Below are 12,361 nucleotides of genomic sequence, written 5' to 3'. Positions count from 1 at the left end.
CCATGGCTTATACAATTTATGACAGAACCATTGCGTTTGCAGGTATTTGTCAGGCAGTGAAATTAGTACAGACTGTTGCTCGCACAGGTACTTGTGATAACGATGCTTTCGTCACCTGTTTACGCACCCTGACCTCGACAAACCCAAACAACGTGATTGAAATTTTTGGTGAAGAAGCTGACCTCAGGTTAGGCCTCAGCACCATGATCAATGAAATTGACAATACACCTGCAGGCAGTGAAATTACCCGCTATCTGGTCAGTGTGATGGCGTTGGAGCGTAAGCTGGCCAGTCGTCGCGACAGTATGGCGCAGTTGGGCGACCGGATTGATATGGTGAAACGCCAGCTGGATCATTTCGACCTGCTTGATGACCAGATGATCAGCAACATGGCCAGTGTGTATCTGGATATCATCAGCCCGCTTGGCCCGCGCATTCAGGTCACAGGGACGCCGGCTCAGTTGCAACAGCAACAAGTGCAGCACAAGGTACGTGCCCTGTTGCTGGCTGCTGTTCGCAGTGCCGTATTGTGGCGTCAGGTCGGCGGTAAGCGCCGTCATCTGATTTTTGGCCGCAAACAGATGCTTGAACAGGCAAAAATCATTCAGGCCCGAAGCTAAACACTATTCTCAGAGAACGCCTGCTGGGCGTTCTGTAACTCAGCTATAACCCTTTAATCAGGAGAGAGACATCATGGAACTGTCAGCATTGACTGCTGTTTCCCCGGTAGACGGCCGCTACGGTAGCAAAACCAGCGCACTGCGCAGTATCTTCAGTGAATTTGGTCTGCTGAAATACCGTACCATCGTTGAAATTCGCTGGCTGCAAAAACTGGCAGCGACTGACGCTATCGCGGAAGTTCCGGCCTTCAGCGCTGAAGCCAATGCCTTCCTGGATCGTATTGCCGCTGAATTCAGCGAGCAAGATGCACTGCGTATCAAAACCATTGAGCGCACGACCAACCACGATGTGAAAGCCGTAGAGTACTTCCTGAAGGAAAAAGTGGCTGATAATCCTGAGCTGCACGCGGTGAATGAATTCATTCACTTTGCCTGTACGTCTGAAGACATCAACAACCTGTCGCACGCTTTAATGCTAAAAGAAGCGCGTGAGCAAGTCATGCTGCCTGAAGTCCGTAACGTGATTGACGCCATTAAAGCACTGGCAGCGGAGTACCGTGAAGTGCCTCTGTTGTCCCGTACACACGGCCAGCCGGCTTCACCAAGTACCATGGGTAAAGAAATGGCTAACGTGGCGTACCGTATGGAACGTCAGTACCGTCAGATTGAACAGGTAGAACTGCTGGGTAAAATCAACGGCGCTGTCGGTAACTACAATGCCCACCTTTCTGCTTATCCGGATATCGACTGGCACCAGTACAGCGAAGAGTTCGTCACCTCTCTGGGTCTGGACTGGAACCCGTACACCACGCAAATTGAACCACACGATTACATCGCAGAACTGTTTGACGCCTTTGCACGCTTCAACACTATCCTGATCGATTTTGATCGTGATGTCTGGGGCTATATCGCTCTGGGCCACTTCAAGCAAAAGACCATTGCCGGTGAAATCGGTTCTTCCACCATGCCGCACAAAGTCAACCCGATTGACTTTGAAAACTCAGAAGGCAACCTGGGTCTGGCGAATGCTATCTTTGCTCACCTGGCTCAAAAACTGCCGATTTCCCGCTGGCAGCGTGACCTGACCGACTCTACGGTATTGCGTAACCTGGGTGTTGGCTGCGGTTATGCCATCATTGCTTACACTTCTACCCTGAAAGGGATCAGCAAGCTGGAAGTCAACCAGGCTGCACTGGAAGCCGAGCTGGACAAAAACTGGGAAGTGCTGGCCGAACCGGTACAAACAGTGATGCGTCGTTACGGTATCGAAAAGCCGTATGAGAAGCTGAAAGAGCTGACCCGCGGCAAACGTGTCGACGGCGAGGGTATGCGTCAGTTCATCGATGGTCTGGATTTGCCGGAACACGAGAAAACACGCCTGAAAGCCATGACACCGGCTAACTACATTGGTGATGCAATTAAACTGACTGATCAACTCTGATCGGCTTATTTATTGTGTCTCAAGGCCAGCGTAGGATGCTGGCCTTTTTAGTTTCTGCCGGTCTGCCCCCAATCACTGATATAATCGCCCTTAAATTTCTAACCGATGAAGACTATGTATCAATTTACCTTCTCGTTCAGCGAGTTCTTATCGACTTACTGGCAAAAGCAACCCACAGTGATTAAAGGCGGTTTTGCCGATTTCGTTGACCCTATCTCGCCAGATGAACTGGCCGGACTGGCGATGGAAGAAGAAGTCGACTCCCGTTATATTGCACGTCAGGGTGAAGACTGGCAGGTCGAACAAGGGCCGCTGAGCTTCGAAAACCTGCCGGATGATCACTGGTCTTTCATGGTGCAGGCAGCCAACCACTGGCACAGCGGCGCGGCCAGGCTGGTCAAACCGTTTCAGGCAATGCCCGGCTGGCTGTTTGATGATCTGATGATCAGCTACTCCACCCCTGGAGGCGGTGTCGGCCCTCATTTCGACCAGTATGATGTTTTCATTATTCAGGGTTCCGGACAACGCCGCTGGCGTGTCGGCCCGCGCAAAGAGAACTACGAGGAGTGCTTCCGTCATCCGAATCTGCGCCAGATCACCGGGTTCGACCCAATCATAGATGAAGTGCTGGAGCCGGGCGACATTCTGTATATTCCTGCCGGATTCCCCCATGACGGTTATGCACTGGAAACCGCAATGAGCTACTCAATGGGGTTCCGTTCACCAAAGCAACAGGAGCTTTTGAGCAGCTTTGCCGATTTCATCATCGAAAATGAACTGGGCGATGAACATTATCACAACCCGGATCTTCCGGCTCGTGACAAGGTCGGCGAACTGCCAGCCAGCGAATGTCAGGATCTGATAGCCATGATGCGCAACCTGATGGAAAAACCGGAAACCATGCATCAGTGGCTGGGTGAATACTTAAGCCTGAGCCGTCATAATATGGATGTGATCGCAGCTGATCCGGCCTGGTCGGGTAATGAAATCGTGGGCGCGCTGATGCAGGGCGAAACGCTGTTTAAGATTGGCGGTCTGCGCGCTTTTTACCATCAGGGGCACCCGCACACTGTCTATATTGATGGCGAGCGCTACCAGTTACCCGCCGGTTGTGAACAGGCCGCCGACTGGCTTTGCAATCAGGACAGTTTCTCCATCGCAGAGGTGGGTGAGCTCATCAATAACTCAGCATTAATTTTACTGCTGACCCAATGGGTTAACATGGGTTACTGGCATCAGGCCGACTAAATCAGGTTCCCGTTAAGGTAGAAAAGCCCGCACTGCGGGCTTTTTTTGGTCACGCTGACAGCGGCGGCGCTGTCACACTTTGAACTGACCTGCTAACTCTTGCTGTTTATGAGACAAGGAGGTTAAACGCTGGCCTATAGTGGCCGAATTTTCAGCCTGACCGAGAATGGTTTCACTCAGCTCGCGGATATTCGATACATTACGGTTCACTTCTCCGGCGACCGCACGCTGCTCACCCGCGGCATGCATAATTTGCTCATTCATAGACTGAATCGCACGGACCGCTTCGGTAATACGCTCCAGACTCGCGACAGCTTCACTGACCTGATGGGCGGTATCACCTGCCAGTTGGTTGCCTTCTTCAATCGCATTCACCACATCACGGGTGCCCTGCTGCAGCACCTCAATCACGTTGCGGATCTGGCCGACAGAGTCCTGAGTCCGGCTGGCGAGCTGACGCACCTCGTCCGCGACCACTGCAAATCCCCGGCCTTGCTCGCCGGCCCGCGCCGCTTCAATGGCCGCATTCAGGGCCAGCAGGTTAGTCTGTTCTGAAATGCCGGCAATCACCTGCAGGATCTGATTGATATCTTCGCTGTTGCGTTCCAGGTCACGGGCGACAGGCACAGCCGTTTCCATCCGGGAAACCAGATGGTTCATGGATTCTGCTGAGGCATGAATCACCCCCTGGCCCTCTACGGCAGCAGAGTCTGCATCCCGGGCAGCACCAACCGCTGTTTCGGTATGACTGACAACCTGCTCGGCCGTCTGTGCCATTTCTTCAGACGCCGTCGCCACCATGTCGACTTCTTTAAACTGCGCCTGGCTGCCGTCACGGGTGTGGCTCGCTACCTGTGCGGCCTCATTGGCCGTGGTGCCGACTTCATCAACCGCAATGATCACTTGCGAGATGGTGTGCTGCAATTTATCCAAGAAGCGGTTAAACCAGGTTGCCAGCTCCCCCAACTCGTCTTGCTGGCCAACATGAAGGCGCTGGGTTAAATCCCCTTCTCCTGAGGCAATATCTTTCAATCGTTCGGCAATCTGACGAATCGGGGCAACCAGACGAGCGGCAGCAAACCACAGCATCAGCAAACCAGCCGCTGCAATCATCAGGCTGGCCATCAACTGAATAGCAGAAGATTCATCTCGCTGTTTTTGAATCGCATTATCCAAGGCTGTTGCTTCCGCCAGCACTTTTTCAGCCGGTAACTGAATGACCACACCCCAGGTTGTCTGACCCAGTTCAACCGGATTGTAAGCGGTCAGCCAGCTTTGATCCTGACTCCAGCCCACCACTTGCGTGCCCTGTCTGAGCCAGTCAGTCAGTGTAACAGGAAGGCCATCGCCTGGCATTACCGTGCTGCCCACCCTGTCACTGGCCTGATCCCAGGCAACAACAGTGCCATTCTGGCTGACCAGAGAAACCTTACCGCTGGCGTTAAACAGGTTTTCGTCTACGGTATTGATGACACTCTGTAAGGAATCCAGCTTCACATCAATCCCCATCACACCAACGGCTTTTCCCTTTACAATCAGCGGAATAGTAATGGAGCTCAGCAGTACCTTCTGGCCATTATCGGTTGAGAATACCGGATCCTGAACACAGGATTCCCTGCCATTGAGGCTGCAGGTATACCAGGCATTGCTAGCCTTATCGCCAATTTTCGCTTCACTGATAATGCGTTGCTCAGCTTCGCCACTGTCGCCGCGGTACCAGTAGGGTGAAAATCGCCCGGTCGCATTGGCTCCGACATAGGCAGCATCGGCGTAGTTGCCATCTTCACCATCCAGGGCGTCCGGCTCAAACACCACAAACGCGCCATGAATGTTGGCAAATTCATTGACAGAACGGCGGAGTAACTCGGTAATTGAGCCGCGAAGTTCTGCACTGTTGGTGTAATTTTCTTCCGCGTTATATTTCAGAAACAGCACACTCTGAGCCAGCATCTCTGCCCTGTGTGACGCTTCATCAAAAAATTGCTGAACAGAAATCGCCTGTCTTTCAGCCTGTGCTTTTACCAGCTCTTGCGACTGATTTCGCAACGAACTGAATGACTGCTGGCTAACCAGTTGCTGACTTTGTCCCGAGAAGTAAAACGAAAGGCTGGTGAGTACCGCAGCGGTTGCCAGTAAGGCAAACCCCGCCATCAGGGTAATTTTCCACTGAACCGAAAGTGACCGCATATAACCGTCCTTGTAAGTCAAATCAGTCAAAATGTAACTTTTAGTGATAACAACATCAACAGATTGTTAACAAAACACTCAAAAGTTTGATTTTTATTCAATTTATCAGAGATGTAACAAAAAAAGCGCGGGTTTTACACCGCGCTTAAAGCCTGTCACAGGCTTAAATCAGTGCACATTCAGGCAAGCCACAGCATGCACGTCTCCGCCTTCTAATTGAGGCTTTTTCTGCGCACAGCTGTCGGTTGCCTGCGGGCAGCGTGTTCTGAACACGCAGCCCGAGGGTGGATTCATGGGTGAAGGTAAATCACCTTCAAGCAACTGAATGGTCTTATTGCGCTCCTTCTCCGGATCCGGAATAGGAACAGCCGACATCAGTGCCTTGGTATAAGGGTGCTTAGGTCCGTCAAACAGTGCATCTCCCTCACCGATTTCAACGGCATTACCCAGATACATCACCATGACACGATCCGAGATATGCTTCACCACCGACAGGTCGTGGGCAATAAATATCAGGCTCAGGCCCATCTCTTTCTGAAGTGATTTCAACAGGTTGACCACCTGAGCCTGGATAGACACGTCCAGTGCCGACACCGGCTCATCACAGATAATCAGTTTTGGCCTCAGGATCAACGCACGTGCAATACCGATACGCTGACACTGACCGCCGGAGAACTCATGCGGATAACGATTGATCACGTTAGGTAACAAGCCTACCTTATTCATCATTTCTTTCACCCTGGCCTTGACTTCATCTGTCGTCAGCTCCGGATAAAAGGTTTTCAATGGCTCGGCAATGATATCTCCCACCGTCATACGCGGGTTCAGAGAGGCCAGCGGATCCTGGAAAATCATCTGGATTTCTTTGCGTTTTTCACGCATCGCATTGTGTTCCAGCTTGGTCAGATCCTGCCCCAGCCAGACAACATTGCCTTCTGTAGCTTGCACCAGACCAATGACTGCACGGGCAAAGGTCGACTTACCACAGCCCGACTCACCCACAACGCCCAGAGTTTCTCCTTCGTACAAACGAATTCCGACCCCGTCGACAGCTTTCAGCTTAAGCGGTTTGGTCCAGGGCCAGGCTGACTTGGGTGCAATGTTGAAGTGAACCTTGAGATCTTTAATATCGAGTAAAACTTTCTTTTCTGCTTGCATTACCACGTCCCCACATCAGAAAAACATGCACGTAAACGCCCCTCAGCAAAAGGTTCCAGTGAAGGGGCTTCCTGTGAACAGCGGCTGCTGACACGGTGGCAACGCTCCTGATACGGACAGCCGACAGGCAGGCGCAGTAAGTTTGGCGGATTGCCCGGAATCGTCGGCAGTTCTTCGCCTTCGGTATCCAGACGGGGAATCGCTCTCAGCAGACCTTCGGTGTAAGGGTGAGCAGGTTTATAGAAAATCTCATCGATTTTGCCATATTCCATGGTACGGCCAGCGTACATGACCAGCACTTTGTCACAGCTACCGGCTACTACGCCCAGATCATGGGTGATCATGATAATGGCGGTGTTGAAATCACTTTTCAGCTCGTTCAGCAAATCCATGATTTGCGCCTGTACGGTAACGTCCAGGGCCGTGGTTGGTTCATCGGCAATCAGCAGTTTCGGACGGCACAGCAGCGCCATGGCGATCATCACACGCTGACGCATGCCGCCGGAAAACTCGTGCGGGTACATGGTAATTCGCTTGCGTGCTTCCGGAATTTTCACCGCATCGAGCATGCGCACACTTTCTTCGAAAGCTTCAGCACGTCCCAACCCTTTATGCAGCATCAGCACTTCCATCAGCTGATCGCTGACTTTCATGTAAGGATTCAGCGATGTCATCGGGTCCTGGAAAATCATCGCGATCTGCTCGGCGCGGATCTTATTGAGTTCACGCTCCGGCAAATTCAGGATTTCACGGCCTTCAAATTTCGCGCTGCCGCTAATCTTACCGTTCTTGGCAAGCAAACCCATAATGGAGAACACGGTCTGGCTTTTGCCTGAACCCGACTCACCCACTATCCCCAGGGTTTCCCCCTGGTTAAGAGAAAAATTCAAATCATTCACTGCGGTGACAATACCATCTTGCGTGGTGAACTCTACCCGCAGATCTTTGACATCTAATAAGCTCATATTTCACTTCCTTATCTTGCCGCCGTGCAGTCAGTGTTCCAGCAAGGTAACCTGAACAGCGGCAATGAATATTCCTTGGTTTTATCTGTCTTTCGGATCCAGCGCATCGCGCAGGCCATCGCCAACATAGTTAAAGCAGAATAAAGTCAGGACCATAAATATCGCAGGGAACAACAGCTGCCAGATGGCAATCTCCATTGTTTGTGCCCCTTCTTGCAGCAAGGCGCCCCAGCTGGTCATTGGCTCCTGTACACCCAGACCAAGGAAACTCAGGAAAGATTCGGTCAAAATCATCTGCGGTACCAGCAGTGTTGAATACACAGCAACAATACCCAGTACGTTAGGCACGATATGACGGGTAATAATGTTCCAGCGGCTGACACCAGACACATGGGCAGCTTCGATAAACTCTTTGCTGCGCAGTGACAACGTCTGACCACGTACGATACGGGCCATATCCAGCCAGGAAATAGCGCCAATCGCCACGAAGATCAGCATGATATTACGACCAAAGAAGGTCACCAGGACGATCACAAAGAACATAAACGGAATCGAGTACAGAATTTCCAGAATACGCATCATGACACGGTCGGTGCGGCCGCCAAGAAAGCCGGACGTTGCGCCGTACAAGGTGCCGATAACAACAGCAACCAGAGCACCGAGAATGCCGACCATTAATGAGATACGGCCGCCGATCAGGGTACGCGTATACAAATCACGCCCCAGACTGTCTGTGCCGAACAAGTGACCTTCCGAACCAAGACTTGGTGCGGCATGCAATGCATACCAATCGGTGTCATCAAAGGCGTACTGACTGAACATAGGCCCGAAAATAACAGCCAGGCAGATCAAAGACAGAATAGCCAGGCTGATCATAGCGGCTTTGTTACGTGTAAATCGGGTACGGGCATCCTGCCACAGACTGCGGCCTTCAATTTCCAGCTGCTCTGAAAACTTCTCTACCGCGTTTACGTTTTCTTTTTTAGTTAACATCATCGGTCAGCTTCCTTAGTAGCGGATTTTCGGATCGATATACGCCAGAACAATATCAACAATAGCGTTGAACAGAATGGTAAGCGTACCGATCAGAATAGTAATACCAAGCACCAGTGAATAATCACGGTTGAAGGCTGCATTCACGAAAAGCTTACCAATTCCTGGCAGACCGAAGATGGTTTCAATCACAACAGAACCAGTAATAATACCGACAAATGCAGGGCCCATATATGAGACAACAGGCAACATCGCTGGCTTGAGCGCATGCTTGACAATGATATACGGGTAACTCAGGCCTTTGGCACGGGCAGTACGGATAAAGTTGCTGTTCAGTGTTTCAATCATGCTGCCACGGGTAATTCGGGCGAATGTCGCCACATACAGCAGCGCCATCCCTAACATAGGCAGCAGCATGAATTTAACCGAACCATCCTGCCAGCCACCAGCAGGTAACCATTGCATGTTAATTGAAAAGATATAAATGAGGACAGGCGCCAGAATAAAGGATGGCATCACCACCCCAGCCATGGCCGTAGACATTATCAGGTAATCCAGCCAGGTATTTTGCTTGAGTGCGGCAAGGGTACCGACAGTGACCCCCATCACCAGCGCAAACACAAAAGCAAAAAAACCAATTTTTGCAGAAACAGGCAAGGCACCCTGAACCAGCTCATTCACGCTGAAATCTTTATATTTAAAAGACGGACCAAAGTCGCCCTGCAGGATATTACCCAGGTAAGTGGTGTACTGTTCGAAAACAGGCTTATCCAGACCATACTTAGCTTCGATATTTGCCATTACTTCCGGCGGAAGTGGACGCTCACTTGAGAACGGATTACCCGGCGCGAAGCGCATCAGGAAAAATGAGATTGTGATCAAAACCAACAGCGTTGGGATCGCCTCAAAAATCCGTTTTGCAACAAATTTAATCATAATTGTTACCGACTAATAGCTGTGACAGAAATGCGGCATTTCCTCCTCCTGAGGAGGAAATGCCGTTGGTCTTATTTTTTTGATTGGTACGAACGTTTAGTTCGCTTTAATGTACAGATCTTTGGTGAAGATCTTCTCTTCCGCATTGTTATATGGGAAGCCGCCAACTTTCTGACTTAACAAGCGAGGTTTTACGTATTGATAGATAGGCGCGATTGGCATATCTTTCGCCAGCAGTTTCTCAGCCTCGGCGTACAGAGCTTTACGTTCTTCATCAGAAGTAGATTTCAGAGCCTGATCCATGATTTTGTCATATGCTTCACTCTTATAACGCGGATCGTTTGAAGAGTTGTTGCTTTGCATCAGAGACAGGAAGCTCGATGCTTCATTGTAGTCGCCACACCAGCCGGCACGGGTGACTTCAAAATTACCCTGACGACGGTTGTCCAGATAGGTTTTCCACTCCTGGTTTTCCAGCTCAGTGGTCACACCCAAGTTCTTCTTCCACATAGAAGCTACAGCGACTGCAATTTTCTTGTGGTTTTCTGAGGTGTTATAGAGCAGTGTAAAGTTCAACGGGTTGCTGCTGTCGAAACCTGCTTCTTTCAGCAATTCTTTGGCTTTCGCCACACGCTCTTTCTGCGTCATAGCAGCATATTCTGGCGCAACCGGATCAAAGCCAGCCGTGATCTCCGGTGTCAGGAAATAAGCCGGTTTCTGGCCCTGGCCCAACAGCGCTTTGGTGATGATGTCACGGTCAATCGCGTAAGTCAGGGCTTTACGTACACGCACATCATTAAATGGCGCTTTTTCGTTGTTAAAACCGTAGTAGTAAGAACACAGGTTACCCGTAATGGTAACTTCTTGCGGGTGCTCTTTTTCCAGGCGGCGGAAATGCTCATTGGGCACTTCATACGTGAAATCAATTTCACCGGCCAAGAAACGGTTCATTTCTGCAACCTGGTTTTCGATTGGCAGGTAAGTCACTTTGTCGATGACAGTGTGCTCGTTATCCCAGTAGTAAGGGTTGCGCTTCATTTCGATGCGTTCATTCACAACCCAGTTGTCCATTACGTAAGCACCGTTACCCACGAAGTTTTCTGGCTTGGTCCAGTCATCACCAAATTTTTCAACCACTTTCTGGTTGACGGGTTTCACTGTGGTGTGGCCCATCATCTTAACGAAGTAAGGAACGGCCTGCTCAAGCTCGATGCGCAGTGTGTTGTCATCTACTGCGAAAACACCCAGCGAGCTAACTTCTTTCTTCCCAGCAATAATCTCTGCAGCATTCTTCATGGTAGTCATTTCCAGATACCATGAATAAGGGGAAGCAGTAGCAGGATCTACCGCACGCTTGAAGCTGTATACGAAGTCACCGGCTGTGACAGGATCACCGTTTGACCATTTAGCATCTTTGCGCAGGTGGAAAATAAACGTGCGGTTATCTTTGGTTTCCCAGCTTTCTGCAACACCTGGAACTGTATTTCCGTCACCATCCTGGTTAACCAGACCTTCCAGCAAATCGCGAATTACGTGGGACTCCGGCACACCTTCCGTTTTGTGCGGGTCGATAGAGGCAACTTCAGTACCATTTCCACGTACCAGTTCTTGCTTCTCGGCCAGTTTCACACCAGCCGGTACATTTGCGGCAATTGCAGAAAATGAAGCTGCTGCAACAGAAACACCCGCGCCAAGCAGAAGTGCCTGAGTAATTTTGTTCTTAAACATGCATTATCTCCAATACATTATTTCATTGCGTCCATGACTTTCTTCGACCAGGTTAATGATAACCGTTATCATGCATTGTTATTCCAATTAACAATGATAAAACAGCCGAAGAATTGGTTGAAAACTTTAACAGTAACTAACAATATTTGCCATAAAATCATCACAAAACAGCGAACGCACCTCATAAAAATGACTAATAAAGACAAAAGTTTCGATTGAAAATACACAGGCAGATAATTTATCCACTTTATTCATCGTTAATAGTCAATACAGCTAAACATACTGATAACATGAATAAACGTGCAATTTAATAACATAATAAGTCACAAATACATCATTTTATGTGGAATGGATTTAAGTCTTAACAAATATGCAACCTGTAACTTTTAGAATCTTGATCGAACGCAACAAAAAAAGCGCCAAAATTGGCGCTTTCTAAGACAAAATAATCGTTATTTTCGATCTGATTCAGTTCTTAACTGTTCGTGGCTGTCATCAAACGTCTCACTTTTTCCTTCTCGCTGCATGTCTCGATCATCATGCATCTGATCAGAAAATGGGGCTCTAATGCCAGCATCTTCCAGAATCTGTTTAACTCGTCTGTTCGATACGCGTCTGTGCTTCATACCCCCTCCTTTGCTAAAACAGAAAATCAATGTGTTATTTACTGCAGTAAAATTCCAGGCTGGTGAAAACAATTATGCCTTCACGGTTGGCGCAAACACCACCGCGGCCGTTTCCCGCAGATATTAACTATGGCACAAAATTTCATGCTCTGCCGAAGGCGGATTTTAAGAACAAAAGCGCATAAAAAAAACGCTGTTAGATTTTGTTTTCACATCCCCATTCCAACGCAATATTCAAGTATCTCAGCCAGATTTTTAGCGCTAATATCACCGATATTGGCAGGGCTATTCTACTGGCAGCAGTGAAGGCAAATGCCAATCAACCTGTTCCTGAATATTTCCGTTAGTGATCGAGAGTGCAACTATGAGACCAGCCGGCGGCGCATCACGCCCCAGCCCTTCACGAGTCCGTCATGGCTACATGCCACCAGCGCGTAAAGTGAAAGAAGAAGAAGGTAT

At 49.6% G+C, this 12,361-nt stretch carries 10 protein-coding genes; 3 read left to right on the top strand and 7 right to left on the bottom strand.

The genetic code is table 11. The features are described 5' to 3' along the window. Window positions 1-2: 2 nt before the first annotated feature. The 3 genes from hflD to Q4491_RS00780 all read left to right on the top strand — a co-directional run bounded on the left by hflD (window position 3) and on the right by Q4491_RS00780 (window position 3,309). Window positions 3-620, top strand: coding sequence for a high frequency lysogenization protein HflD (hflD, locus tag Q4491_RS00790; RefSeq protein WP_218382922.1), 618 nt, complete (start codon window positions 3-5; stop codon window positions 618-620). A gap of 73 nt (window positions 621-693) precedes the next feature. Beyond that, window positions 694-2,061, top strand: a complete 1,368-nt coding sequence (gene purB / locus Q4491_RS00785) for an adenylosuccinate lyase (RefSeq protein WP_218382921.1) — start codon at window positions 694-696, stop codon at window positions 2,059-2,061. A 114-nt stretch (window positions 2,062-2,175) separates the two neighbouring features. Beyond that, window positions 2,176-3,309, top strand: coding sequence for a cupin domain-containing protein (locus Q4491_RS00780; RefSeq protein WP_192015162.1), 1,134 nt, complete (start codon window positions 2,176-2,178; stop codon window positions 3,307-3,309). Between the two features lie 72 nt (window positions 3,310-3,381). Here Q4491_RS00780 and Q4491_RS00775 read toward each other — a convergent pair whose 3' ends face one another. The 7 genes from Q4491_RS00775 to Q4491_RS00745 form a co-directional block, all read right to left on the bottom strand. Beyond that, window positions 3,382-5,496, bottom strand: coding sequence for a methyl-accepting chemotaxis protein (locus Q4491_RS00775; RefSeq protein WP_303453392.1), 2,115 nt, complete (start codon window positions 5,494-5,496; stop codon window positions 3,382-3,384). 168 nt (window positions 5,497-5,664) lie between these two features. Further along, complete coding sequence (gene oppF / locus Q4491_RS00770) at window positions 5,665-6,654, bottom strand: murein tripeptide/oligopeptide ABC transporter ATP binding protein OppF (protein WP_192015160.1); 990 nt, start codon at window positions 6,652-6,654, stop codon at window positions 5,665-5,667. Beyond that, window positions 6,654-7,619 (bottom strand): ABC transporter ATP-binding protein, encoded by a 966-nt coding sequence (locus Q4491_RS00765; protein ID WP_192015159.1) that lies wholly within the window; start codon window positions 7,617-7,619, stop codon window positions 6,654-6,656. The genes oppF and Q4491_RS00765 overlap by 1 nt, the downstream gene beginning before the upstream one ends. A gap of 81 nt (window positions 7,620-7,700) precedes the next feature. Then, a complete protein-coding gene (gene oppC / locus Q4491_RS00760) occupies window positions 7,701-8,612 on the bottom strand; it encodes an oligopeptide ABC transporter permease OppC (protein ID WP_218383288.1) in 912 nt (303 codons plus the stop codon). Window positions 8,613-8,627: 15 nt separating this feature from the next. Further along, on the bottom strand, window positions 8,628-9,548 hold the full coding sequence (gene oppB / locus Q4491_RS00755) for an oligopeptide ABC transporter permease OppB (RefSeq protein ID WP_237794083.1): 921 nt from the start codon (window positions 9,546-9,548) through the stop codon (window positions 8,628-8,630). 96 nt (window positions 9,549-9,644) lie between these two features. Next, a complete protein-coding gene (locus tag Q4491_RS00750) occupies window positions 9,645-11,276 on the bottom strand; it encodes an ABC transporter substrate-binding protein (protein ID WP_303453385.1) in 1,632 nt (543 codons plus the stop codon). A gap of 452 nt (window positions 11,277-11,728) precedes the next feature. Beyond that, entirely contained in the window at window positions 11,729-11,902 is a 174-nt protein-coding gene (locus Q4491_RS00745) for a hypothetical protein (RefSeq protein WP_192015156.1), read from the bottom strand. Window positions 11,903-12,361: the final 459 nt, after the last annotated feature.

Origin of the sequence: Photobacterium sp. 2_MG-2023 (assembly GCF_030547675.1) — a bacterium.
Taxonomy (GTDB): domain Bacteria; phylum Pseudomonadota; class Gammaproteobacteria; order Enterobacterales; family Vibrionaceae; genus Photobacterium; species Photobacterium arenosum.
Note: the sequence above shows the minus strand (reverse complement) of the source record. Positions and strands in the feature narration are given on the sequence as shown.

Coding starts and splice junctions, on each gene's coding strand:
- hflD (WP_218382922.1), top strand. CDS start 3: ATGGCTTATACAATTTATGACAGAACCATTGCGTTTGCAGGTATTTGT.
- purB (WP_218382921.1), top strand. CDS start 694: ATGGAACTGTCAGCATTGACTGCTGTTTCCCCGGTAGACGGCCGCTAC.
- Q4491_RS00780 (WP_192015162.1), top strand. CDS start 2,176: ATGTATCAATTTACCTTCTCGTTCAGCGAGTTCTTATCGACTTACTGG.
- Q4491_RS00775 (WP_303453392.1), bottom strand. CDS start 5,496: ATGCGGTCACTTTCGGTTCAGTGGAAAATTACCCTGATGGCGGGGTTT.
- oppF (WP_192015160.1), bottom strand. CDS start 6,654: ATGCAAGCAGAAAAGAAAGTTTTACTCGATATTAAAGATCTCAAGGTT.
- Q4491_RS00765 (WP_192015159.1), bottom strand. CDS start 7,619: ATGAGCTTATTAGATGTCAAAGATCTGCGGGTAGAGTTCACCACGCAA.
- oppC (WP_218383288.1), bottom strand. CDS start 8,612: ATGTTAACTAAAAAAGAAAACGTAAACGCGGTAGAGAAGTTTTCAGAG.
- oppB (WP_237794083.1), bottom strand. CDS start 9,548: ATGATTAAATTTGTTGCAAAACGGATTTTTGAGGCGATCCCAACGCTG.
- Q4491_RS00750 (WP_303453385.1), bottom strand. CDS start 11,276: ATGTTTAAGAACAAAATTACTCAGGCACTTCTGCTTGGCGCGGGTGTT.
- Q4491_RS00745 (WP_192015156.1), bottom strand. CDS start 11,902: ATGAAGCACAGACGCGTATCGAACAGACGAGTTAAACAGATTCTGGAA.